The organism is Streptomyces sp. NPDC030809, assembly GCF_055572195.1.
In genome coordinates, this window is sequence record NZ_JBVIDV010000003.1 from 15,844 (window position 1) to 38,817 (window position 22,974).

General features: G+C 74.1%; 21 protein-coding genes. 7 read left to right on the forward strand and 14 right to left on the reverse strand.

What is annotated here, in order from left to right; all coding sequences use genetic code 11:
- Nucleotides 1–16 precede the first annotated feature (16 nt).
- Complete coding sequence (locus ACZ407_RS04805; RefSeq protein WP_468125518.1) at nt 17–526, forward strand: hypothetical protein; 510 nt, start codon at nt 17–19, stop codon at nt 524–526.
- On the opposite strand, the gene ACZ407_RS04810 is transcribed toward ACZ407_RS04805, so the two are convergent.
- Genes ACZ407_RS04810 through ACZ407_RS04820 form a run of 3 tightly spaced genes read right to left on the reverse strand, consistent with a single transcriptional unit; the run spans nt 471 to nt 2,127 of the window.
- Nucleotides 471–1,136 (reverse strand): DUF5063 domain-containing protein, encoded by a 666-nt coding sequence (locus tag ACZ407_RS04810; protein WP_468125520.1) that lies wholly within the window; start codon nt 1,134–1,136, stop codon nt 471–473. The two genes, ACZ407_RS04805 and ACZ407_RS04810, sit on opposite strands and share 56 nt — an antisense overlap.
- Nucleotides 1,129–1,728: a recombination mediator RecR gene (gene recR, locus ACZ407_RS04815; protein ID WP_468125521.1), complete on the reverse strand. Its 600-nt coding sequence runs from the start codon at nt 1,726–1,728 to the stop codon at nt 1,129–1,131. The genes ACZ407_RS04810 and recR overlap by 8 nt, the downstream gene beginning before the upstream one ends.
- 54 nt (nt 1,729–1,782) lie before the next feature.
- On the reverse strand, nt 1,783–2,127 hold the full coding sequence (locus ACZ407_RS04820) for a YbaB/EbfC family nucleoid-associated protein (RefSeq protein ID WP_468125523.1): 345 nt from the start codon (nt 2,125–2,127) through the stop codon (nt 1,783–1,785).
- A gap of 247 nt (nt 2,128–2,374) precedes the next feature.
- On the opposite strand from ACZ407_RS04820, the gene ACZ407_RS04825 reads away from it, so the two are divergent.
- On the forward strand, nt 2,375–3,097 hold the full coding sequence (locus ACZ407_RS04825; RefSeq protein ID WP_468125525.1) for an SLATT domain-containing protein: 723 nt from the start codon (nt 2,375–2,377) through the stop codon (nt 3,095–3,097).
- A gap of 243 nt (nt 3,098–3,340) precedes the next feature.
- Here the strand turns inward: ACZ407_RS04825 and ACZ407_RS04830 are convergent, their stop codons facing one another.
- The 5 genes from ACZ407_RS04830 to ACZ407_RS04850 form a co-directional block, all read right to left on the reverse strand.
- Complete coding sequence (locus tag ACZ407_RS04830; protein ID WP_468125526.1) at nt 3,341–3,991, reverse strand: hypothetical protein; 651 nt, start codon at nt 3,989–3,991, stop codon at nt 3,341–3,343.
- Between the two features lie 79 nt (nt 3,992–4,070).
- Entirely contained in the window at nt 4,071–6,623 is a 2,553-nt protein-coding gene (locus ACZ407_RS04835) for a dolichyl-phosphate beta-glucosyltransferase (RefSeq protein WP_468125528.1), read from the reverse strand.
- Nucleotides 6,620–7,300, reverse strand: coding sequence for a GntR family transcriptional regulator (locus ACZ407_RS04840; RefSeq protein ID WP_468125529.1), 681 nt, complete (start codon nt 7,298–7,300; stop codon nt 6,620–6,622). The genes ACZ407_RS04835 and ACZ407_RS04840 overlap by 4 nt, the downstream gene beginning before the upstream one ends.
- Nucleotides 7,301–7,440: 140 nt before the next feature.
- On the reverse strand, nt 7,441–8,802 hold the full coding sequence (locus tag ACZ407_RS04845; protein ID WP_468125531.1) for an aminotransferase class III-fold pyridoxal phosphate-dependent enzyme: 1,362 nt from the start codon (nt 8,800–8,802) through the stop codon (nt 7,441–7,443).
- Between the two features lie 132 nt (nt 8,803–8,934).
- Nucleotides 8,935–9,810, reverse strand: a complete 876-nt coding sequence (locus ACZ407_RS04850; RefSeq protein ID WP_468125533.1) for a hypothetical protein — start codon at nt 9,808–9,810, stop codon at nt 8,935–8,937.
- 312 nt (nt 9,811–10,122) lie between these two features.
- On the opposite strand from ACZ407_RS04850, the gene ACZ407_RS04855 reads away from it, so the two are divergent.
- From ACZ407_RS04855 to ACZ407_RS04870, 4 genes are all read left to right on the forward strand, one after another.
- Nucleotides 10,123–12,117, forward strand: a complete 1,995-nt coding sequence (locus tag ACZ407_RS04855) for a serine/threonine-protein kinase (protein WP_468125535.1) — start codon at nt 10,123–10,125, stop codon at nt 12,115–12,117.
- Nucleotides 12,118–12,230: 113 nt separating this feature from the next.
- On the forward strand, nt 12,231–13,583 hold the full coding sequence (locus ACZ407_RS04860) for a sensor histidine kinase (RefSeq protein WP_468125537.1): 1,353 nt from the start codon (nt 12,231–12,233) through the stop codon (nt 13,581–13,583).
- Complete coding sequence (locus ACZ407_RS04865; RefSeq protein WP_468125539.1) at nt 13,580–14,242, forward strand: response regulator; 663 nt, start codon at nt 13,580–13,582, stop codon at nt 14,240–14,242. Before ACZ407_RS04860 ends, ACZ407_RS04865 begins: the two co-directional genes overlap by 4 nt.
- A 30-nt stretch (nt 14,243–14,272) precedes the next feature.
- Nucleotides 14,273–15,562, forward strand: coding sequence for a cytochrome P450 (locus ACZ407_RS04870; protein WP_468125541.1), 1,290 nt, complete (start codon nt 14,273–14,275; stop codon nt 15,560–15,562).
- Nucleotides 15,563–15,980: 418 nt separating this feature from the next.
- On the opposite strand, the gene ACZ407_RS04875 is transcribed toward ACZ407_RS04870, so the two are convergent.
- The gene (locus tag ACZ407_RS04875) at nt 15,981–16,796 is read right to left on the reverse strand and encodes a diacylglycerol kinase (protein WP_468126050.1); all 816 of its coding nucleotides are present in this window, start codon (nt 16,794–16,796) and stop codon (nt 15,981–15,983) included.
- Nucleotides 16,797–16,980: 184 nt separating this feature from the next.
- On the opposite strand from ACZ407_RS04875, the gene ACZ407_RS04880 reads away from it, so the two are divergent.
- A complete protein-coding gene (locus ACZ407_RS04880; protein ID WP_468125542.1) occupies nt 16,981–18,264 on the forward strand; it encodes an adenylosuccinate synthase in 1,284 nt (427 codons plus the stop codon).
- Between the two features lie 184 nt (nt 18,265–18,448).
- Here ACZ407_RS04880 and ACZ407_RS04885 read toward each other — a convergent pair whose 3' ends face one another.
- The 5 genes from ACZ407_RS04885 to ACZ407_RS04905 all read right to left on the reverse strand — a co-directional run bounded on the left by ACZ407_RS04885 (nt 18,449) and on the right by ACZ407_RS04905 (nt 22,909).
- Nucleotides 18,449–19,324, reverse strand: a complete 876-nt coding sequence (locus ACZ407_RS04885; protein ID WP_468125544.1) for an alpha/beta hydrolase family protein — start codon at nt 19,322–19,324, stop codon at nt 18,449–18,451.
- Nucleotides 19,325–19,500: 176 nt separating this feature from the next.
- A complete protein-coding gene (gene kynU / locus ACZ407_RS04890) occupies nt 19,501–20,712 on the reverse strand; it encodes a kynureninase (protein ID WP_468125545.1) in 1,212 nt (403 codons plus the stop codon).
- A complete protein-coding gene (locus ACZ407_RS04895; protein ID WP_468125546.1) occupies nt 20,705–21,550 on the reverse strand; it encodes a tryptophan 2,3-dioxygenase family protein in 846 nt (281 codons plus the stop codon). The genes kynU and ACZ407_RS04895 overlap by 8 nt, the downstream gene beginning before the upstream one ends.
- Before the next feature lie 192 nt (nt 21,551–21,742).
- Entirely contained in the window at nt 21,743–22,585 is an 843-nt protein-coding gene (locus ACZ407_RS04900) for a DUF3152 domain-containing protein (RefSeq protein WP_468125548.1), read from the reverse strand.
- Between the two features lie 141 nt (nt 22,586–22,726).
- Nucleotides 22,727–22,909, reverse strand: coding sequence for a hypothetical protein (locus ACZ407_RS04905; protein WP_468125550.1), 183 nt, complete (start codon nt 22,907–22,909; stop codon nt 22,727–22,729).
- Nucleotides 22,910–22,974: the final 65 nt, after the last annotated feature.

Here is a 22,974-nt window from a genome sequence, read left to right on the forward strand (position 1 = left end):
GCGGAACCCTGGGGCCATGAACAGCGCACTGCGGCCCGATTGGGTCCCCGTTCTCGGCCACCGGCTCCACAGGACCGGCGTGTACTTCGACGCCGTCCGGATCAGCGGCGTGCGCGGGGAGGCCGTGGCCGCGCAGCTCGTGGAGGAGACCGGCGGGCAGGCCGGGCCCGTCGTCTGCGAGGCCGTCGGCTTCCGGTGGATGTACTTCCTCGTGCCGCCCGGCAGCGCCCGCGGCCACGCCTGGCCGCTCGGCGTGCAGCGCCTCGGCTCGGAGCCGCGGACCGTCGCCTACGTCGCGGTGCCCGCGCTCGACGGGGACACCTGGCCGCTGTTCTGGCAGTCGCGCCCCACCCGCGCGGCCCGCTTCGTGGACCCCGACGCGCTGTACGACGTACTCGTCACCGAGCCGGCGTCCCGGGCCGCGGCCCGGGAGCTCCTCGCGGCCTACAAGTCGCCCCGGAACGCGCCGCCTACGAGCGGGCCGGGCGCCGCAGGCCCAGCGGGGCCGCGATCTCCTCGGCCATGACCCGGCCCGCCTGCTCGGCGAGGTCCTCGTCGGCGAGGTCCTCGTCCGTGTCCAGGCCGTCCAGCTCCTGGAGCGGCTGGTCGAGGCGGACGTGCGACACCAGCGACTGGAGCGCGCGCAGGGCCGCGGAGGCCGTCGGGCCCCAGTTGGTGAAGTAGGAGAACTGCCACCACCACAGGGCCTCGGTCACCCGGCCCGCCCGGTAGTGCGCCAGGCCGTGGCGCAGGTCGGCGACGATGTCCGCCATGTCGTCCGAGAGCCGGTGCGCCACCGGCGCCTTGCGCGGCTCGTAGGGGTCGAAGACCTCCGAGTACACGTCCACCGGGTCGAGCATGTACGCGAACCGCTCGCGCAGCTCGTCCACGTCCGGCTCCGGCCCGGTGTCGGGCTCGTAGCGCTCGTCGGGCAGGACGTCCTCGTACGCACCCAGCCGCCCGCCCGCCAGCAGCAGCTGCGAAACCTCCAGCAGGAGGAACGGCACCGCGCTGTCCGGGTCCTCGCCCTTGGCCACCTCGGTGACCGCGACGATGAAGGACTCGATCTGGTCGGCGATCTGGACGGCGAAGTCGTCCGGATCCAGTCCCAGGGCGTGCAGGGTTGCGTCAGACATCGAGTAGTCGCCTTCCTTCAAAGGCCCGCCCGAGCGTGACCTCGTCCGCGTACTCCAGATCTCCCCCGACGGGGAGGCCGCTGGCCAGGCGGGTGACCTTGAGGCCCATCGGCTTGATCATCCGGGCGAGGTAGGTGGCGGTCGCCTCGCCTTCGAGGTTCGGGTCGGTGGCGAGGATCAGCTCGGTCACCGTGCCGTCGGCCAGCCGCGCCAGCAGCTCGCGGATCCGCAGGTCGTCCGGGCCCACGCCCTCGATCGGGCTGATCGCCCCGCCGAGCACGTGGTAGCGGCCGCGGAACTCGCGCGTCCGCTCGATCGCGACCACGTCCTTGGGCTCCTCGACCACGCAGATGACCGTGAGGTCCCGGCGGGGGTCACGGCAGACGGCGCACTGCTCCTCCTGCGCGACGTTCCCGCAGACCGCGCAGAAGCGGACCTTCTCCTTGACCTCCAGCAGCGCGTGCGCCAGCCGGCGCACGTCCGTCGGCTCCGCCTGCAGGATGTGGAAGGCGATCCGCTGCGCGCTCTTGGGCCCGACGCCGGGCAGCCTGCCCAGTTCGTCGATCAGGTCCTGGACCACGCCTTCGTACAACGGACTGCCTTCTCTCTGCTACGGATGACGTACGTACGGTAATGGCGGGACGGGTCAGAAGGGGAGACCCGGGATGCCCGAACCGCCACCGAGGCCCTGGGCCAGCGGGCCGAGCTTCTCCTGCTGGAGCGCCTGGGCGTTCTGGTTGGCGGCCTGGACCGCCGCCACCACCAGGTCCGCGAGGGTCTCGGTGTCCTCGGGGTCCACGGCCGCCGGGGAGATCACGAGGGCGCGCAGCTCGCCGGAGCCGGTCACCGTGGCCTTGACCAGGCCGCCCCCGGCCTGGCCCTCGACCTCGGTCCTCGCCAGCTCCTCCTGGGCCGCGGCGAGGTCCTGCTGCATCTTCTGGGCCTGCTGGAGCAGCTGCTGCATGTTGGGCTGACCGCCACCGGGAAACACGGGTCACTCACTCCTTGTCGTTCGCTCAAACCGAGCCTACGTGCTCCTCGGGCGGGGCGCCCTACGCCGTCGGGCCCAACTCTTTCGAGTGAGAGTTGCCGTCGTGCCGTACCTGATCAAGACCTCCTTGCGGGCGGAAATCCCGGGGTTCGGTGCCCATACCCCGCCGTTCGGCGGTAGGAAGGGGTGGCGCATCATTGCGCACACGCGCACCACCACACGTCAGCGCAGGCAGAGGGAGTGCCGGGTGAGCCAGCCGGAAATGCAGCCCGAGGGGCCGCCCCGGGAGGAAGGCGGGGCAGATCTGACCGGCCGGCCGTTCCCCCTGGGCGACTGGGGCGAGCCCGCGGAGCGCCTGGACGAGCTGTACCGGTGGGTCGAGGCCGACGCGCTGCGCACGGCCGAGTGGTACCTCTCCGACCGGGCCTGGAAGCGGCGCGGGGCGCGGGTGCTGCGGGGCGGGGCGGCGCTGGGGGCCGTGACCGGGGCGGCGCTGCCGCTGCTGGAGCTGACCGGGGCGGTGCCGGGGGCCGCGTCGTACGGGTTCCTCGCGCTGCTCCTTGCGGGGGCGGCGGTGGGGTGCGACCGGTTCTTCGGGCTGACGTCCGGGTGGATGCGGGACGTGGCCACCGCGCAGGCGGTGCAGCGGCGGCTCCAGACGCTCCAGTTCGACTGGGCGTCGGAGAACGTGCGGGAGGTGCTGGGGCCGACGGAGGGGACGGCGTCCGAGGCGGCCGAGCGGTGCCTGACCGTGCTGCGTCGGTTCTCGGAGGACGTGACGGAGCTCGTGCGGTCGGAGACCGCGGACTGGATGGTCGAGTTCCGGGCGGGCCCGACGCCGCTGGTCATGCAGTCGCTGGCCGCCGGGCCGGCCCGCCCCGACCCGGGCGTGCCGCCCGCGCGCTTCCCCCTGCCCCCGGGCACCCGGCCCAACATGCCGCGGCAGCGGCCTCCCGAGCAGCCCCGCTGACGCCTTGCGGGGCTCCGCGGCCACGCCCGGCAGGGCCGGAACTGCTTCGGGGGCTCCGCCCCCGGACCCCCGGTCCTCAAACTCCCCCAGCTACCGCTGGGAGGTGCCCCCTGGACGGGCTGGATTTTGCCCCCCTCCGCTGGAAATTGCGGCTTGCCGGTGGGGCTGGATCTTGGGCCGCACCTTCCGGAACGGGCCGGGGCACATCCAGCCCCGCCGGGTTCCGGTGCGCGGAGCACCGGGTCAGCTGAAGATGATCATGGAGCCTTGGCCGAGGCTTCGGGTGGCGGCCGCGTGGAGGCCGAGCCAGACGTGGCGCTCGCGGGCGAAGGGGCTCGCGTCCGGGGGGACGGGGGAGGCCGGCTCCTCCAGGGACGTGGGGCGGCCGGGGGGCGGCGGCGGCTGGGGCGGGTTGGCGGGGTCGATGCCGATGACCGGCGCGACGAAGGCCAGCTCGCGGAGCAGGCCCTGCGAGGAGCCCAGCGGACCGCCCCCGGCGAGGAGTTCCTCCGTGGCCAGCGGGGCCGCGAAGTCGACCGGGACGTACGCCCCGGCATGGTCGTAGTGCCAGACCAGGTGCGACTGCTGGGCCGTCGCCTCGAACATCTCCAAGAGCTGCTCGTAGTCGCCGCCGAGTTCGTCCACCGGGGTGACCGGCAGGCCGCACAGGTGGAGCAGGTAGGCACGGCGCAGGAAGTGCAGCGCGTCGTAGTCGAAGCCCGCGACCGGGGCCACGTCGCCCGAGAGGCCCGGCATGTAGGCGAAGACGGGCACGGACGGCAGGCCCGCCTCGGCCAGCGCGCGGTCGTACGCGGAGATCTCCTCCGCGAAGGGGTTGTCGGGGCTGTGGCACAGCACGTCGACAAGGGGTACCAGCCACAGGTCACAGGCCACACGGGCTCCCATCGTTGTCCGCCGATCGGCCCAGCGTAGTCTGCCGGGCACGCTGCGCGAAGAGGTCGGCCCCGACGAGCTACGAGTTCGGCGCAGCGTTCCCGTAGCGCCAGACCCAGCAGTCCAGGACCCGTTCCGGCTCGCGCCCCAGCAGCTTGGTCACCGTGTCCTTCAGCTCGGCCGCCCGCTGCTCCCGCTCCGGCAGGACCAGCAGCCCGGTCCGCCACCAGTCCAGGTCCGTACGGGCCTGCTCCTGCCAGTCGGGCCCGATCTGCGGGGGCTCCTTGCCGTAGCGGATGTCGTTCAGCATGTTGGAGGTGTGCCGCGGGGTGGCCCCGTAGATGCCGATCCGCTCCGGGCCCCACGGGCCGTTGAAGTAGCCGCCCGGCAGCCGGAAGCCGAAGTCCTGGTCCACCTGCCAGTGCAGGGCGTCGGCCGCCCCCGGGTCGGGCAGCGGCACCGGGACCAGGCTGCGGCCCTCGGGCAGGTAGTCCCGCCAGCGGCCCTCGGCGATGAACATCGGCACCGCGTCCCGGTCCCGCACCTCGAACGGGGTCGGCACGATCGGCAGCAGCGCCGCCGCGACCGCCGCGCAGCCCAGCAGCCGCTGCTTGCGCACCGGCACGGCCAGGATCCGGGCCAGGCCCAGCGCCACCAGCATGCCCAGCGCCGGGGCGCAGACCATGCCCACCCGGCCCTCGATCACCGACTCGAAGAGCGGCTTGTCCGCCAGCAGCTTCCACGGGCCGGGCAGCACCACGTCCGTGCCGGGGATCCGGATCCGCTGCCCCAGCGAGAGCCAGGCGGCGAAGACCGCGGTGACGGCCAGCGCCCGGACCGCGGTCCGCCGCCACAGCGCCGCCGCGAAGGCCGCGCACAGGGCCAGCAGCGGCCAGCCGTAGAAGGCGTTCTGCTCGGTGCGGTTCAGCGCCAGCTTGTCCGCCTGCGCCTCGTCGCCGAACAGGGAGCGCTGGGCGTACTCGACGAAGGCCCGCGGGCTGTTCCCGGCCGCGTCCCCGTGCAGCACCGAGTGGTAGCTCTGCGGCCCGAAGAACTGCCACCACAGCGGGAAGGCCACGATCGGCACCGCGACCGCGGCCGCGATGCCCAGTCCGCGCAGCAGCGGCCGCCACATCTGCCGGGCCACGTCCCGCCGCATCAGCCCGTACGCCGCCGCGAAGGCCAGCATGCCGAGCGCGGCCAGCAGGAAGGGCTCCTCGCCCAGGAAGACCTGGTACGCCGAGAACAGGCCGAGCAGCACCCCGTCCCGGCGGACCCGGCGGCCGTGGCCGGGCGCGCACAGCCGCAGCGCCCGGTCGATGATCACCGGGATCATGAAGAGCACGCAGAAGTTCGGATGGGCGTTGGCGTGCGAGACCATCGGCGGGGCGAAGGCCGCCAGCGCCCCGCCCACCGCGGCCGCCCAGCGGCTGCGCACCAGCCAGCGCCGGATCAGCCAGTACCAGGCCAGCGCGGTCCCGGCGAGCCCGAAGGTGAGGACGAGCGCCCAGGTCAGGGCGGGTCCGAAGGCCAGGGTGACGGGGGTGAGGGGCACGGACAGGCCGAGCATCACCGTGTTCGCCATCAGGTTGACCCCGTCGGGCATGCCCTGGAAGGTCGTGAACAGCGGATTGCGCAGGTGGGAGACGTTGTCCGCGGTGACCGCGAAGAACCACTCCCACTGGTTCTGGTCCTGGCCGGAGTCCGCGAGGTAGCGGCGGCCCGGGTCCGCCCACAGGCCCTTGTAGAGCAGCAGGGAGCCGAGCAGGTACAGCGCGGCGACCGCGAGGGCGCCCGCGTTCAGCCGGGCCAGCTCGCCCAGCACCCGCAGGTAGTCCCCGGGCCGGACCTTGGAGCCCTCCTGGTGCGCCCAGCGCACCGGGACCTCGGCCACCGGCCAGCCCTGCTGCCGGAAGTAGCGCAGGATCTCCACGTCGATGCCCCAGCCGTCGAGCCGGGAGGCGCCGAAGGCGGCGCGCGCCCGGTCGCCGTCGAAGAGCTTGAAGCCGCACTGGGTGTCCCGGATGCCGGGGACGGCCACGGTGCGTATGACCCGGTTCCCGGCGCGGCCGACGAGCTCGCGCAGCCGGTTCTGGTGGCGCTCGATCTCGGAGTCGGGGTGGGCGCGCGAACCGACGGCCGCCTCGACCGGGCGGCCGGTACCGGCGCCGGCACCGCCGCTGCCGCTGCCGCCTTCGGCGGGCTCGGCGGGCCCGGCGGGCTCGGTGAAGGCCTTCTCCAGCTTCTCCAGTTCCTCGACCGGGGTGGCCAGGTCGGCGTCCATCATGAGCACGCGGCGGCCTGAGGAGGCCAGCACGCCCAGCCGCAGGGCGTTGCCCTTGCCGCGGTTGCGTTCGGAGGACACCAGGCGGATCCGGGGCTCCTCGGCCGCGGCGGCCCGGACCAGGTCCGCGGTGGCGTCGGTGGAGCCGTCGTCGACGACGATCAGCTCCCAGTCGCCGCGGCGGGTGCCCACGTGCCCGTCGAGGTAGGTGCGCACGGCGTCCAGGGTGGGCCCGATCCGGGCCTCCTCCTGGTACGCGGGGACCACCACGCTCAGTTCCACGGCCCCCAGCCAGGGGGTCCGTGCGCCGGGGGGCGCGGCGGGCGGGACGGGGCGGCCGGTGGTCACGGGCCCTCCTGCGGCAGGGTGTCAGCCCAGTCCAGGCCGTGCTGGTTGTACTCCCGTACGAGGCGGCGGACCTCTTCGGCGTCGCCGCGCGTGACCGCGTCGACCAGGGCCCCGTGCCCGGTCCACAGGTCCGTGTGCCCGCCGGCCGCCCGTTTCAGGTGGGGCACGGCGAAGACCCAGCACTGGACGCGGATGCGGTGCAGGAACTCGCTGATGTACGCGTTGCCGACCAGCTCGCTCAGTTCCCGCCAGAAGCGCAGGTCGTAGCCGATCAGGACTTCGAGGGAGCCGCTCTCGGCGGCCCGCCGGGCCTCGTCCGCCCGGCGCCGCACCGACACCAGGGCCTCGCCGGCGCCGGGGCCCGAGCCCCGCTCGGCCAGCCGCCGGAAGATCCCGTCCACGATCAGGGAGCGGGCCTCGACCATGCCCCGGAAGTCGTCCACGGTGAACACGCGGACCCGGAATCCGCGGTGCTGCACGGAATCGAGCAGCCCTTGGGCCGAAAGGTCGACCAGGGCCTCGCGCACCGGGGTCGCGGAGACCCCGTACTGCTCGGCGATCTGCTTGACCGTGAACTCGGTGCCCGGAGGCAGGCGCCCGGACAGCACTTCGTCGCGCAGCGCGTCCGCGATCTGCTGGCGAAGTGTGTTGCGGGTGACAGCTCCGCTGCCGGCCATGGGGTCCGTCTCCTTTGTAGGGCTTCGGACACCTTAGGCCAGGCGGGGCCGCGGAGGTCGGGCCGATCACACCGATCGGGGCCGATCCGGGCCGGTGGGGCCGGTCGCATGCCGGAGCGTGCGGCCGGCCCGCGCGGGCCTCAGGCGGAGGTGGTGTGCCGGTCCGCGACGAGCAGGGCCTCGTCGAGGAGGGCCAGGCCCTCCTTGGCCTCCGCCTCGGTGATGTTGCAGGCGGGGACCACGTGGGTGCGGTTCATGTTCACGAACGGCCACAGCCCGGACTTCTTGCAGGCGGCCGCGAACTCGGCCATCGGCGCGTTGTCCGCCCCGCCCGCGTTGTACGGGACCAGCGGCTCGCGGGTGGTCTTGTCCTTGACCAGCTCGACGGCCCAGAACGTGCCGAGGCCGCGGACCTCGCCCACGCTCGGGTGGCGCTCGGCGATCTCCCGCAGGGCCGGGCCGATCACGTTCTCGCCCAGGTGGGCGGCCTGCTCGACGATGCCCTCCTCGGCCATGGCGTTGATCGTGGCCACGGCGGCGCCGCACGCCAGCGGGTGCCCGGAGTAGGTGAGGCCGCCCGGGTAGGGGCGGGTGGCGAAGGTCTCGGCGATCGCGCCCGAGATCGCGACGCCGCCCAGGGGCACGTAACCGCTGTTGACGCCCTTGGCGAAGGTGAGCAGGTCGGGGGTGACGTCCCAGTGGTCGGCGGCGAACCACTTGCCGGTGCGGCCGAAGCCCGCCATGACCTCGTCGAGGATGAAGACGATCCCGTACCGGTCGCAGAGCTCGCGGACGCCCTTGAGGTAGCCGGCCGGCGGGACCATGATCCCGGCCGTGCCCGGCACGGTCTCCAGGATGACCGCCGCGATGGACTGCGGGCCCTCGAAGGCGATGGTGTCGGCCAGGTGCGCGAGGGCGCGCTCGCACTCCTGCTCCTCGGTCTCCGCGTGGAACGGGGAGCGGTAGAGGAACGGGCCCCAGAAGTGCACGACACCGGCGGACGCGGTGTCGGACGGCCAGCGGCGCGGGTCGCCGGTCAGGTTGATCGCGGCGGCGGTGGCACCGTGGTACGAGCGGTAGGTGGAGAGCACCTTCGCGCGGCCGGTGTGCAGCCGGGCCATGCGGATGGCGTTCTCGACGGCCTCGGCGCCGCCGTTGGTGAAGAAGATCTTGTCCAGGTCGCCGGGGGTGCGCTCGGCGATCAGCCGGGCGGCCTCGGAACGGGCCTCCACGGCGAAGCCGGGGGCGAGGGTGCAGAGCTTGGCGGCCTGCTCCTGGATCGCGGCGACGACCTTGGGGTGCTGGTGCCCGATGTTGGTGTTGACCAGCTGGGAGGAGAAGTCGAGGAAGCGGTTCCCGTCGTAGTCCCAGAAGTACGAGCCCTCCGCGCCGGCCACGGCGAGCGGGTCGATCAGGGCCTGGGCGGACCAGGAGTGGAACACGTGCGCGCGGTCGGCGGCCTTGACGGCCGCACCGGCCTGGGGATCGGGCTGAGGGGTCATGGCGCCAAGGCTAAAAGTCCACAGGTTGGACACGACATCGGCACCTGGTAAGCCCGGAAGGGGGCCGCCTCGGCAGTGTGTCTGCCGGGGCGGCCCCCTTCGGTGTCACGAGGAGGTGGTGCGGGGTGCGGCTCAGGCGTGCTTCCAGACCGGGGCGGTCTGGACGCGCATCCCGTAGATGAAGTTGGAGGCGGTGCCGTTCGCGTTCAGGACCACGACGGTGTTGTCGTCCTGGAGGATCACGGACTTGCCCTGGGCGTAGTAGGTCCAGTTGGTCCAGGAGCCGTGCGAGGTCAGGCGGACCCCGTACAGGCCGTCCTTCTTCACCAGGCGGAACTTCTCGCCGTTGGCCAGCGCGTAGACGCCGAGCTTCGGGGAGGCGGTGGTGGCGCCGGTCCAGCTGTGGACCTCGCCGTCGATGGTGAGGCGGACGTAGCGCTGGCCGACCTTGCGGACGTCCTGGTAGGCCTTGGGGGCCGGGCTCAGGAAGCCGACGCGCTTGCCGTTCTCGACGACGTGCGAGCTGAAGGTCTGCGGGCCCGCCTTGTAGGTCTTGACGGTCAGGCCGCCGATCTTCGTCGTGGAGTAGAGGCGGCCGGCGACGTTGCAGTCCTTGGCCAGCTTCGGGAAGGCGGTGGCGGTCCACGGGGTGTCGCCGCCCTGGGTGCGCTGCTTGAAGACGGGCGCGGTGGACAGCACGCCGTCGATCTTCAGGCCGTCGGACAGGGAGACCGGCTTGGTCTGGTCGACCGTGTTCAGGACCTTGCCGTGCTCGTCGCGCAGCTGGGCCTTGGCGCCGGTGTGGGCGCTGCTGGTGAGCTTGACCGTCCAGCCGTTGCCGTAGACGGAGGGGATGACCGTGCTCTTGACGCAGTGCTCGGCGACCACGAGGGAGCGCGCCGGGGAAGCAGCCGGGGCCGGGGAAGAGGCGGCGAAGGCCGCGGTGGGGGCGGCGACCGCGCCGAAGAGGGCGAGGGCGGCGGTGGTGGTGCGGAGGGCGGTGCGCATGACGACTCCTTGAGGCATTTCGCGGGGTGTTGAGTAAGGAGAGCCGTATGCCGTGGTCTCTTCCGGTGGAGGCCGTTGAGTTCGGGCTGCTGGCTGCAAGAAGAAAATTACTGATCTTGTGTGCCTGGAATGATCCGCTCCGTGTCACAGGCCCGTGACAGAGGGCGGGAGCCCGTCGGCGGGCGGGTTCCGGGCGCCCTGCGGGCGGCCTCTGGCCCGGGGCTGCGACGGACCTCGGCGGGCCACTATCCTCGGCCCGTTCGGCCGGTTCCTGTCGGCCGGTCCAGTCCTAGGGGGAGGGACCTCGCGGCGATGGAACAGCTGTCAGCAGACGACCCGCAGCAGATCGGCGCGTACCGCCTCCTCGCCCGCCTCGGGGCGGGCGGCATGGGGCAGGTGTACCTGGCCCGCTCCGACCGCGGCCGCACCGTCGCGGTGAAGCTCGTACGCCAGGACCTCGCCCGGCGCCCCGAGTTCCGCGCCCGCTTCCGGCACGAGGTCGCCGCCGCCCGGCGGGTCGGCGGCCAGTGGACCGCGCCCGTGCTGGACGCCGACACCGAGGCCGACGTGCCCTGGCTGGCCACCGGTTACGTGGCCGGGCCGAGCCTCCAGGCCGTCGTCGCGAACAACTACGGGCCGCTCCCGGAGCGGTCCGTGCGGATCCTGGCCGCGGGACTCGCGTACGCCCTCCGGGACATCCACGCCTCCGGGCTGATCCACCGCGACCTCAAGCCCTCCAACGTGATGGTCACCCTCGACGGGCCGCGGGTCATCGACTTCGGCATCGCGCGGGCCCTGGAGGCGGCCGACGGCTCGGGGCCGGGCACCGGATCCGTCGCGCACACGCGGACCGGGGAGCTGATCGGCTCGCCCGGGTTCATGGCTCCCGAGCAGCTGCGCGGGGAGCCGGTGACGGCCGCCTGCGACGTGTTCTGCCTCGGCTCGGTGCTCGCGTACGCGGCCGGCGGGGTGCTGCCCTTCGGCGCGGCGGACCGGGACGGGGGCGCGGCCGCGCTGCTGCTGCGCATCGCCGACTCGGAACCGGACCTGTCGCGGGTCCCGGAGTCGCTGCGCGAGCTCGTACGGGACTGCCTGCACAAGAACCCGGCGGCCCGGCCCACCCCGGCGGACCTGCTGGCGCGGGTGGGGGCCGGGGACACGGTCGCCGACGGGCGGGCGCTGGAGCCGTGGCTGCCGGCCGCGCTCGTGGCCCAGCTCGGCCGGCACGCGGTGGAGCTGCTCGACCGGGAGGACCCGCGGCCGGGCCCCGGTGCGGTGCACGCGGCCCGGACGGTGACGGCGGCGGCCCCGCCGCCGGTCCCGGCGCGCCCGCCGCAGGGCGCGGCGGCGGGCGGGAACCCGGCGTCCGGGGGCGAGCGGCCGACGCTGGTGGAGCCGGAGGGGGGCGTGGCCGGGGCGGGTGCGGCGGCTGCGGCTTCCGCCGGGACGGGAGGCGCCGGGCCCGTGGTGGGTTCCGGGGCCGGGGCCGGGCCGGTGGCGGGGCCCGTGGTGGGCTCCGGGCCGGTGGCCGGGCAGGGTCACGGGCCGGGGGCGGGCTTCGGGCCGGCGGCCGGGCAGGGGCCGGCGGCAGGCGGGTACGGGTACGGCTTCGGGCAGGGGGGTCACGGGGCGGCCGGGTCCGGCTTCGGGCCGACCGGCGGGCCCGGCTCCGGGCTGGGGCCGACCGCGTACGGGCAGACCGGCCACGGCTACGGGCCCGTACCGGCGTACGGGCAGCCCGCCGAGCGGCGCACCGCCTCCAGCGTGTTCCTGGTGGTGCTGGCCGTGGTGGTCGCCCTGCTGGCGGGCGGGTCCGTCTACGCGTTCATGCAGTCCTCGGGAGACCCGGGGAGCACCGGCGGCGGCACCGCGGGACCGACCGGCAACGGCACCACCGACGCCAAGGGCGGCCCGGGCGGCACGGACGGCCCGGACACCGGCGGGCCCACCGCCCCCGAGACCGCCGACACCGGCTCCGCCGCCCCGGGCCGCCTCCCGGCGGCGTACGCGGGCACCTGGTCCTCCTCCGGGACGGGCTCCTGGCAGATCACCCTGTCGGACGGCCGGGTCGGGGACACGGTCATGACCCTCACGGGCAGCGGTGCCGACTACGTCTGCACCTGGTCCGCGACCCTGCGCTCGGCGGGCCCGCCGGTCGAGCTGAACCCGTCCTCCGTGACCTCCGGGGACCCCGCCCACTGCTCCCCCGGCCAGTGGAGCCGACTGACCCTGCGCTCCGACGGCACGCTGGAACGGGAACTGGTCGGCAGCGGCAAGACCCCGGTGGTCTACACGAAGACCTCCTGACCGCGGTCCCTCCCCCGGGCTACCCGGGGTGCCGGGTAGTACTTGAGGGGGACCCGGCAGGATCCCGCTCCGCGCCGATGTGGGCGGCGGGCCCGGCGGCCTACGGTGCTTGCGTGACCGAGACGACCACCGGGACACCCCGGATCAAGCCGACCCCGCCGACGCAGCCGGCCCAGCCGGCCGAAGTGCGCATCGCCGCGGGACTGATGGGCAGCTTCCGCACGGACATGATCTCCGGTGCGTTCGCCTTCCGCCCGCTGCCGCCCATGTCCACCGACGGGCCGCTCGCCCGGCGGCTGCCCGGGTCCCTGCGCGCCCAGGCCGCCTGGACCCCGCACGCCGCGGTGGTCGTCACCGCGTTCGTGGTGGTCTGCCAGGCGTACCTGTTCACCGCGGGCTCGCTCGGGCCGGTGGGCTGGGCGCTCACCGGGCTGATGCCGGCGGCGGCCGTGCTCACCACCCTGGCCCGCCCGGTCGGCGCCTGGTGGATCTCGCTCGGCGTGAGCTGCATGCTCGCCGCCCTCACCTCCGACGGCTGGGGCTTCCCCTGGTCCCCGGCCACCTTCCTCGCGCACCTGGCGGTGATGGTGGTGGTGGCCGCCCGCACCAACCAGCGGGTGGCGGGCTGGATGTGGGTGCTGACCCTGCTGCTCGGCGCCCTCATGGACGTCTTCGGCACCTCGGGCAACGTGGTGAACACCCCGGCCATGGCCTTCTTCTCCGGGGTCGCGATGCTCGCCATCACCGTGGTGCACATCCGGCGGCAGGCCGCCCGGGAGGTCTCCGCGCAGCAGGTCGAGACGGCCGTGGAGCGGGACCGGCGGACCCTGCTGGAGGAGCGGACCACCATCGCGCGGGAGCTGCACGACGTGGTCGCCCACCACATGTCGGTGGTCGCCATCCAGGCCGAGGCCGCGCCCTACCGGGTGGAGCACACCCCGCCGGAGCTGGAGGCGGCGTTCGCGACCATCCGGGAGAACGCGGTGGCGGCGCTGACCGAGCTGCGCCGGGTGCTGGGCGTGGTCCGGTCGGCGGACTACGAGGCGCCCGAGGCCCCGCAGCCCACGCTGGCCTCGCTGGACGGCCTGCTGGCGAACGTGCGCGAGGCCGGGCTGCCGGTGGTGAAGACCGTCACGGGGGCGGTGCGCGAACTCCCGCAGGGGGTGGAGCTGTCGGCGTACCGGATCATCCAGGAGGCGCTGAGCAACACCCTGCGGCACGCCCCGGGGGCCGGGGCCCGGGTGGAGGTGTCGTACGTTCTGGGCGGGCTCGGACTGCGGGTCCACAACGATCCGCCGACCGGCGACGTGCGGCCCTCGCCGGGGGCCGGGCACGGGATCACGGGGATGCGCGAGCGGGTGGCCATGCTGGAGGGCGAGATGACGACGGGGCCGACGGCGGACGGCGGGTACGAGGTCGCGGTGTTCCTGCCGGTGCGCGCGGCGGCGGGCGGGGACCCGGCATGAGCATCAGGGTGCTCATCGTGGACGACCAGATGATGGTCCGCGAGGGCTTCTCCGTCCTGCTGAACGCGATGCCGGACATCGAGGTGGTCGGCGAGGCCGTGGACGGGCGGCAGGCCGTCGAGCGGGTGGCGGAGCTGCGGCCGGACGTGGTGCTGATGGACATCCGGATGCCGGTGCTCAACGGGCTGGAGGCCACCCGGGAGATCGTGGCCGCCGACGGGTCGGCCAAGGTGCTCGTCCTGACCACCTTCGACCTCGACGAGTACGTGTACCAGGCGCTGCGCGCGGGGGCCTCCGGGTTCCTGCTCAAGGACGCGTCGGCGCGGCAGCTCGCGGACGGGGTGCGGGTGGTCGCGGCCGGGGAGGCCCTGCTCGCGCCCTCCGTCACGAAGCGGCTGATCTCGGAGTTCTCCAAGCTGTCCGAGCCGGGGCGGCCGGTGGCGGCCCCGGCCGCGGTGGGCGAGCTGACGGAACGGGAGACGGAGGTGCTGGTCCTGATCGCGCAGGGGCTGTCCAACGCGGAGATCGCGGAGCGGCTGGTGGTGGCGGAGTCCACGATCAAGACGCACGTCAGCCGGGTGCTGGTGAAGCTGGGGCTGCGGGACCGGACCCAGGCGGCGGTGTTCGCGTACGAGGCGCGGCTCGTGACCCCGTCCTGAAGCGGGGGCCGCTCCGCTAGCGTCTGCGGCATGGACGATGGCGTGACGGGCGGCGGGGCGGGCGGCGCGGCGGACGGCGGGGCGGACGGCGGGGCCGGTCGCTCGGCGGACGGATCCGGTTTCGATCCCTGGTCGGCCGCCTTCGTGGCCGATCCCTATCCCGTCTACCGGGAGCTGCGCAGGCGCGGGCGGGTCCTGTGGTGCGAGGCGACCGGGCAGTGGCTGGTCCCGCACCACGCGGACGTCGCCGCGCTGCTGCGGGACCGGCGGCTGGGGCGGACGTACCTGCACCGCTTCGGGCACGAGGAGTTCGGCCGGACCCCGCCGCCGCCGGAGCACGAGCCCTTCCACGTGCTCAACGGGAACGGGCTGCTCGACCTGGAGGAACCCGACCACGGGCGGGTCCGGCGGCTGGTCTCCAAGGCCTTCACCCCGCGGACGGTGGAACGGCTCGCGCCGGCCGTGCACCGGATGGCCGGGGAACTCGCGGACCGGCTCTTCGCGGAGGGCGGCGGGGACCTGCTGAAGGCGGTCGCCGAGCCGCTGCCGGTGGCCGTGATCGCCGAGCTGCTGGGGGTGCCGGAGGCGGACCGGGGGCTGCTGCGGCCCTGGTCGGCGGACATCTGCGGGATGTTCGAGCTGAAGCCGGACGCGGAGACGGCGGCGCGGGCGGTACGGGCGAGCGTGGAGTTCGACGCGTACCTGCGGGGGCTGATCGCCGAGCGGCGGCGGGACCCCGGGGAGGACCTGATCTCGGCGCTGATCGCGGCGCACGACGAGGGCGGGCGGCTGAGCGAGCAGGAGATGGTGTCCACGTGCGTGCTGCTGCTGAACGCGGGGCACGAGGCGACGGTGAACACCACGGCCAACGGGTGGTGGACCCTTTTCCGGCATCCCGGGCAGCTGGCCGCCCTGCGGGCGGATCCGGCGGGCATGTTGTCCACAGCTGTGGAAGAACTCATGCGCTTCGACACGCCGCTGCAGATGTTCGAGCGGTGGGTGCTCGACGAGGTGGAGATCGGCGGGACGGTGCTGCCGCGGGGGGCCGAGGTGGCGCTGCTGTTCGGCTCGGCGAACCGGGATCCTGCGCGGTTCGCGCGGCCCGACGAGCTGGATCTCCTCCGCAGCGACAACCCCCACATCACCTTCGGTGCGGGCATCCACTACTGCCTCGGGGCGCCGCTGGCGCGCCTTGAACTGAACGCCTCCTTCGCGGCCCTCCTTGCGCCGGGGCGGCCCGCGCTTCGCCTCTGCTCCGAGCCGCAGTGGCAGGACGGCTACGTCATCCGCGGCCTCCGCGAACTCCTGGTCGAGCCCTGACGGGGCTCCGCCCCGCACCCCGCGCCTCCAACGCCGGCGAGGCTGGATGTGGCCCCACTGGCCCTGCGCCCGCACCCCGCGGGTGGGTTTCGGGGGCTCCGCCCCCGGACCCCCGCGCCTCAATCGCCGGCGGGGCTTGATTCGCCCCCCGTCCGCGGTTCGCCTCCGGGCCGGGGGGCACAATCCAGCCCGTCCGGCGTTTGAGGACCGGGGTCCGGGGCGGAGCCCCGAAACCCATCCGCGGGGCGCGGGTGCAGGGCCGGCTGGGCCACATCCAGCCTCGCCGGCGCTTGAGGCGCGGGGGTCCGGGGGCGGAGCCCCCGAAAGCGGGCGGCGGGGCGCAGCTTCCGGGACCGGGCCGAGGGAAAACAAGCCCCGCCGGCGATTGAGGCGCGGGGGTCCGGGGGCGGAGTCCCCGTTAGTGGGGGACGGTGAGGGACCAGGCGGAGGGGTGGAGGGTCCACGTGCGGCGGCGGACCGGCCCCGCGAGGTGGTGGTGGTCCGCCCGGTAGCGGAAGTCCGCACCGGAGACGGTGACCGTGCGGGCCCGGGCCGTGAGCGGCCGGGCGGCCGCGCCGTCGGGGCGGACCACGACCTCGGCCACCCCGGCGCGCGCGAAGACGGAGACCTCGCGGACCGGACGGTCCACGTCGGTCAGGACCACCCCGTCCGCCTCCACGCGCAGGCGATGGCCCGGCCCCAGCCCCACCGGGGGCCGGACCAGGGTCCGCACGAGGGAGCGGCACGCGCTCCACACGGAGCCGGGGGCCGCAGCCGCCACCGCCCCGCCCGCCGGCGCCAGCCGCAGCCCGCCGAGCACGACCCCGTCGGAGTCGTCGACCAGCAGGTCGTGCATCCGTACCCGCCCGTCCAGGACGGCCCGCGCCCCGGCCACCGCCCCCGTGGGCACGCCCAGCGCGCGGGCCAGGGACAGCGCGCCCAGCGGACCGACCGGGACCAGGGAGAGCGCCCCGCCGGCCGCCCCGCGCTCCCGGTGCAGCAGGCCCACCGCCCGCACCAGCGCCCGGTCGTCGCCCACGATCACCGGGCGGCGATGACCCCGGCGGGCGAGGGCCCGCGCGAACTCCTCAGGTCCGTCGGGGAGGCAGATCTTCGCCGCCGCCCCGGCACACAGCACGTCCTTCGCGATCCGCACGGACTCGCCGTCGAGGCGGCGGGCGACCGGGTCGACGAGCACCAGCAGCGCGGTCTCCGCCGCGCCCGCGGGGCTCATGGTGGGCTCTGGAGCCGACACCTCGGTCCTTCCTCGGGTAGCATCTTTGTGCAAGAGCCCCTTGCGCTATTGCGCCAGGGGCTTCGTCTATTCCGGGGCACCGGTCCGACGGCTCAGCCTGCGGTGTACATCGTCGTACGCCCCCTGACCTTGGACATGCCCCATCCGGAAGAGGTGTACGCCTGTGCCCGCTCTTGTGCTGCTCGGAGCCCAGTGGGGAGACGAGGGCAAGGGAAAGGCCACCGACCTCCTCGGTGGCTCCGTTGACTATGTGGTGCGCTACCAGGGCGGCAACAACGCCGGCCACACGGTGGTCGTCGGCGACCAGAAGTACGCCCTGCACCTGCTCCCTTCCGGCATCCTCACCCCTGAGTGCACCCCGGTGATCGGCAACGGCGTGGTCGTGGACCCGGCCGTCCTGCTGTCCGAGCTGCGCGGCCTGAACGAGCGCGGGGTGGACACCTCCAAGCTGCTCATCAGCGGCAATGCGCACCTGATCACGCCGTACAACGTCACCCTCGACAAGGTCGGCGAGCGCTTCCTCGGCAAGCGCAAGATCGGCACCACGGGCCGCGGCATCGGCCCGACCTACGCGGACAAGATCAACCGCGTCGGCATCCGCGTACAGGACCTGTACGACGAGTCGATCCTCATCCAGAAGGTCGAGGCGGCGCTGGAGAACAAGAACCAGCTGCTCGCCAAGCTGTACAACCGCCGCGCGATCGAGGCCGGCGCGATCGTCGAGGAGATGCTCCAGTACGCGGAGCAGATCAAGCCGTTCGTCGCCGACACCACCCTGATCCTGAACAACGCGCTCGACGAGGACAAGGTCGTGCTGTTCGAGGGCGGCCAGGGCACCCTGCTCGACGTGGACCACGGCACGTACCCCTTCGTGACCTCGTCGAACCCGACCGCGGGCGGCGCCTGCACCGGCACCGGCGTGGGCCCGACCAAGATCACCCGCGTGATCGGCATCCTCAAGGCGTACACGACCCGCGTCGGCGCCGGCCCGTTCCCGACCGAGCTGTTCGACCAGGACGGCGAGGACCTGCGCCGCATCGGCGGCGAGCGCGGTGTCACCACCGGCCGTGACCGCCGCTGCGGCTGGTTCGACGCGGTGATCGCCCGCTACGCCACCCGCGTGAACGGCCTGACCGACTTCTTCCTCACCAAGCTGGACGTGCTGACCGGCTGGGAGCAGATCCCGGTCTGCGTCGCGTACGAGATCGACGGCAAGCGCGTCGAGGAGCTGCCCTACTCGCAGACGGACTTCCACCACGCGAAGCCGGTCTACGAGTACCTGCCGGGCTGGTCCGAGGACATCACCAAGGCCAAGACCTTCGCCGACCTGCCGAAGAACGCGCAGGCGTACGTGAAGGCCCTGGAGGAGATGTCGGGCGCCCCGATCTCCGCGATCGGCGTGGGCCCCGGCCGCACCGAGACGATCGAGATCAACTCGTTCATCTAGTCCTGCACGCCCGGAGGGGTGGATCCGCCGTCGGCGGGTCCACCCCTCCGGTCATTCCGCGGTCCCCGCCGGGACAACCCGTTGCATCGGCCGGCCCGTAACCGCGCCGGTCATGTCGTAGTCGCCGTCATGGTGCAGTACGGCCGCGCCATGCCGTTCGGCCGTGGCCGCGATGCAAGAGAGGTCACCAGGCCAGCTGGGCCAGTTCCTCCGCGACCACGGCGCAGGCGTCGGCGGAGGGGTCGATCAGGGGGAAGTGGCCGACCTCGTCGAGGAGGGTGAGGCCGACCATCTCGCCGGCGCGGGCGGCGGCGGCCACGTAGGACTCGGCGACCTTCGGGGGGACGACGATGTCCTCGCGGCCGTGCACGATCGCCGTGGCGATGCCCGTGGGCAGCAGGGCGGCCGGGTCGGCGTGCGGGAGGCGGGCCGGGAAGTGGGCGGGGCCGCCGAGGAGCTGCTCCGAGGCGCCGCCGCAGACGCCGAGCTGCTCGGCGACGGTGAAGTCCGCGATGGGGGCCAGCGCCACCACCCCGCGCAGCGTCGGGGCGGCCGGCAGCCGCCACGGGGAGCCGGCGGGCAGGACGTGCCGGGCGGCGGCCCACAGGGCGAGGTGGCCGCCCGCGGAGTGCCCGGTGACCACGGTGCGGCGCAGGTCGGCCTGCGGGAGGGCGGCCGCGGCCAGGGCCGGCAGGGCGTCCATCGCGGCGGCCACGTCGTCGAAGGTCTCCGGCCAGCGGCCCGCGACCGGGCCGCCCGCGCCCTGGTGCGGTACGGAGCTGCCCCGCCGGTACTCGATGTTCGCCACGGCGAAACCGCGCCGGGCCAGGAAGTCGGCGAGCGGGGTGACGTGCTGCCGGTCGTAGGGCGCCCGCCAGGCGCCGCCGTGCAGGAGGGCCACCAGCGGGGCCGGGCCCGGGCCGGGCCCGCGGGGCGCGTAGAAGTCCACGACCTGGTCGGGGTGCCCGCCGTACGAAGCGGTGGCGTCCGGAGCGACGGGCGGGTGCGAGAAGGCCGATTCGGCTTCGGCTGCGTCCCGTTCCACTGCGGGGTCAGTCAAGCGGCTCAACCTCTCGTACGGCGCTCGACGCGGAGATCGAACGGATCCGGGCAGCGGGACCGTACCAGCCCCCGGGGCGGCGGATCGTGGCGCACCGGGGGCGGACGGGAGCACCGGCCCCCGCCCGCCCCTGGGGCGCATCGTTTCAGCGGACCGGCCCCGGGGACCGGTCATGATCACCCGTATATGTGACCCAGGGTCCGGGCCGCACGCTCCGCGTCGGCGAATCCGACGTAGAGGGGCGTGAAGCCGAAGCGCAGCACGTCCGGGCTGCGGAAGTCGCCGATCACGCCCCGGCCGATCAGCTCGCGCATGACCTGCGCGGCGTTGCCGGTGCGCAGCGAGACCTGGCTCCCGCGCTCCTCGTGCGCCTCCGGGGTCACGGAGGTCACGGATCCGGCCGGCAGGTACGCCTCCACGCACTCCAGGAAGAAGTCCGTCAGGGCGAGGGACTTGGCGCGCACGTCCTCGATGCGCACCCCGTCCCAGACGTCGAGGGCGGCCTCCAGCGCGAGCATGGACAGGATGTCCGGGGTGCCCACGCGGCCGCGGACGGCGCCCTCGGCGGGAACGTAGCCGGGGGTCATGGCGAAGGGCTCGGCGTGCGAGTTCCAGCCGGGCAGCGGGGTGTCGAAGGCCCCCTGGTGCCGCTCGTTGACGTACAGGTAGGCCGGCGAGCCGGGGCCGCCGTTGAGGTACTTGTACGTGCAGCCCACCGCGAGGTCCACGGCGTGCGCGTCCAGGCCGACCGGCAGGGCGCCCGCACTGTGGCACAGGTCCCAGACCACCAGCGCGCCCGCGGCGTGCGCGGCCGCGGTGAGGGCGGGCAGGTCGTGCAGCCGGCCGGTCTTGTAGTCGACGTGGTTGACGAGGGCCACGGCGGTACGGGGGCCCAGCGCGGAGCGCAGGGCGCCCGGCTCCACGGGGACCACCCGCAGGCCGGTCATCCGGGCCGCGGACTCGGCGATGTAGCCGTCGGTCGGGAAGGTGGTGGCGTCCACGAGGAGTTCGTCGCGGCCCTCGGGGGCCAGCCGGGCCGCGCCGACCAGTGCCTTGAAGAGGTTCACACTGGTGGAGTCGCCGACGACGATGCGCCCGGCGGCCGCGCCGACGAGCGGGGCGATCCGGTCGCCGATCCGCTCGGGCGCCGTCCACCAGCCGCTCTCGTCCCAGGAGCGGATCAGCAGCTCGCCCCACTCGCGCGCAACCACGTCCGCGAGGCGGCCGGGCACGGCGGAGGGGAGGGCGCCGAGGGAGTTGCCGTCGAGGTAGACCACCCCGTCGGGGAGGGTGAAGCGCTCGCGCAGCTTGCCGAGTTCGTCGGCGGCGTCGAGTGCGGCGGCCCGCTCGGCGAGCCGCCCGTCGGGTATCCCGCGGGTCTCAGACATGGCTGCGGGCCGTCCAGAGCTCGGGGAACACGTTCTTGGCGGCCCGCTTCTCCAGCCAGGCCACGCCGGCCGAGCCGCCGGTGCCGACCTTGGAGCCCATCGCGCGGCGGGTGGCGACCAGGTGGTCGTTGCGCCAGCGCCAGACCAGCTCGCCCACGTCGGTCAACACCTCGCCGAGGCGGACGAGTTCGGCGTTCTGGTCGGCCGCGTAGAGCTCCGCCCAGATGGTCTCGACCTCGGGCGAGGGCTCGTACTTCTGCGTGAGGTCGCGGGTGAGGACGGCCTCCGGGACGGGCAGGCCGCGGCGGGCCAGCAGCCGCAGCACCTCGTCGTAGAGGCTGGGCTCGCAGAGCGCCTTCTCCAGCTCGGCGTGCACGCGCGGAGCGCCGCGGTGCGGGACGAGCATGGACGAGGACTTCTCGCCCAGCAGGAACTCCATGCGGCGGTACATCGCGGACTGGAAGCCGGACCCCTCGCCGAGGGCACTGCGGTACGAGTTGAACTGGGCGGGGGTGAGCTGGGCGAGCGGGCGCCAGGAGGCGTTGAGGGCCTCCAGCTCGCGGAGGGATCGTTTCAGCGCGTCCATCGCCACGGGGATGCGGTCCTCGCGCAGCGCCCGGGCCGCGGTCTCCCACTCGTGCACGATCACGGTGAACCACAGCTCCATGACCTGGGTGGTCACCAGGAACACCATCTCGCCGGGATCGTCCGAGCGGGGGTGCTGGAGGTGGGTGAGGACGTCCGCCTGGACGTAGTCCTCGTAGGGGGTGGTGCCGGCGAAGTCGAGGTTCGGGGTGTCCGAACCGGCTCCGGAGGCATCAAGGGAATGCGTCGACATTTCTGTCTCCTCGACACGAACTTCCGGGTAGCGGTCCGCTCCTTCCTGCAGGGTGTGGAGCCCCGGTCCCCTGCGGGCATCATAAACCGGCCCCCACGGGTCGGCTCTAGGGTGATCTGGCGCACTCGCACCGACTTCCGCAAGTCCCCGCGGGCCGGTCCGGGGCCCCGGACGGCTCCCGGCCGGCGCCCGCTACGGGGCCTCCGGGCCGTCCACGTAGCGGCCCTGCGCGTCGTACGGCCAGGCGTTCGAGCGGCAGCCGTCCAGGCCCTTGATCTGCTGCATCATCGCGGGCGCGGGGCGGCCGGGTCCGGAGCAGCCCAGGTGGCGCTTGATGCCGATCTCGTGGCCCACCTCGTGGTTGATGATCAGGTGGCGGTACTCGGCGGGCGGGCCGTCGTACTTCGGGGAGCCGGTGAGCCAGCGCTTGAGGTTCACGACCACCCCGAAGGAGGTCTCGCAGTTCAGCTCCCCGCCGGTGTCCATGTTCTCGGCCGCGCAGAGCCGGTCGGCGGTGTCCGCAGTGGCGATCTTGATGGTGAAGTCGGGCCGCTCCCCCGCGCCCACCAGCCGGAAGCTCGCCCGGCCGTGCGCGGCCCAGCTCTGCCGGTGCCCGAGGATCGTGCGGATCTCCCCCGCCGCCCGGTCCGCGTCGAGGCCGGAACCGTCCTCGACCTCGACCGCGTACCGGCGCAGCGCCCCCGTGCCGGTGGCCCCGCCCGCCGCCCGGGCCGCCGTGAAGGTGCCGGGGCCCTGGCGGGGCACGGAGCGCGCGGCGCGGTCGCTCGCCGTGGGCCGGGGCTCCGCGGGCGGCTGCGGGGCGGGCACCTCGTACGTACCGGCCCGGTGTGCGGCGGCGGGCGGCGGGCCGGCCGGGCCGCGGTCGGCGGGGGCGTGCAGGGCGGCGCCGCCGATCACGAGGAGGCCGAGGGCGCCGACGCCGAGGGTCCCCTTGCCGAGGAGGGTCGTACGGGGCGGTCCCCCGCCCTGCCGTGCCCTGCGTTTCGCACCGCGCCCCGCGCCGCGTTTCCCCATGCGCCCGCCCCTTCGCCGTCCCTGCCGGCGGCCGGCCGGGATCCGGGTGGTTCCGGGCGGCCGCCCGCGCGTTCGAAGGGGAAGAGGGGATCTGCGCCTCCGCGGTTCACCGGGGAGGCGCAGCGGGGCGGACCGGGCCGGTCAGCTGCGGTGGGCGCGCCGGCGGCCGAAGGCGAACCACAGTCCGATCGCGACTCCGCCGATCACGGCGAAACCGCCTGCGATCTTGCCGGAGCCGAAGGCCGCGAGCAGGGCGACGACCGCCGCATAGCCCACGGGAATCAGGACGTTGAGGTTGGTGTAGGCCGCCCTGGGCTGGCTCATGGTTCCCCCTGATCGGTGAATCGGGTCTGCTCTGACGCGAGTTGGGTGGCGCGGCGGAGCCTGGT

Bases quoted from the DNA above. Each gene is read 5' to 3' on its own strand.
- ACZ407_RS04895 (WP_468125546.1), bottom strand. From the start codon at position 21,550: ATGTCGACGCATTCCCTTGATGCCTCCGGAGCCGGTTCGGACACCCCG.
- ACZ407_RS04850 (WP_468125533.1), bottom strand. From the start codon at position 9,810: ATGCGCACCGCCCTCCGCACCACCACCGCCGCCCTCGCCCTCTTCGGC.
- ACZ407_RS04900 (WP_468125548.1), bottom strand. From the start codon at position 22,585: ATGGGGAAACGCGGCGCGGGGCGCGGTGCGAAACGCAGGGCACGGCAG.
- ACZ407_RS04905 (WP_468125550.1), bottom strand. From the start codon at position 22,909: ATGAGCCAGCCCAGGGCGGCCTACACCAACCTCAACGTCCTGATTCCC.
- ACZ407_RS04875 (WP_468126050.1), bottom strand. From the start codon at position 16,796: ATGAGCCCCGCGGGCGCGGCGGAGACCGCGCTGCTGGTGCTCGTCGAC.
- ACZ407_RS04870 (WP_468125541.1), top strand. From the start codon at position 14,273: ATGGACGATGGCGTGACGGGCGGCGGGGCGGGCGGCGCGGCGGACGGC.
- ACZ407_RS04810 (WP_468125520.1), bottom strand. From the start codon at position 1,136: ATGTCTGACGCAACCCTGCACGCCCTGGGACTGGATCCGGACGACTTC.
- ACZ407_RS04840 (WP_468125529.1), bottom strand. From the start codon at position 7,300: ATGGCCGGCAGCGGAGCTGTCACCCGCAACACACTTCGCCAGCAGATC.
- kynU (WP_468125545.1), bottom strand. From the start codon at position 20,712: ATGTCTGAGACCCGCGGGATACCCGACGGGCGGCTCGCCGAGCGGGCC.
- ACZ407_RS04855 (WP_468125535.1), top strand. From the start codon at position 10,123: ATGGAACAGCTGTCAGCAGACGACCCGCAGCAGATCGGCGCGTACCGC.
- ACZ407_RS04805 (WP_468125518.1), top strand. From the start codon at position 17: ATGAACAGCGCACTGCGGCCCGATTGGGTCCCCGTTCTCGGCCACCGG.
- ACZ407_RS04865 (WP_468125539.1), top strand. From the start codon at position 13,580: ATGAGCATCAGGGTGCTCATCGTGGACGACCAGATGATGGTCCGCGAG.
- ACZ407_RS04845 (WP_468125531.1), bottom strand. From the start codon at position 8,802: ATGACCCCTCAGCCCGATCCCCAGGCCGGTGCGGCCGTCAAGGCCGCC.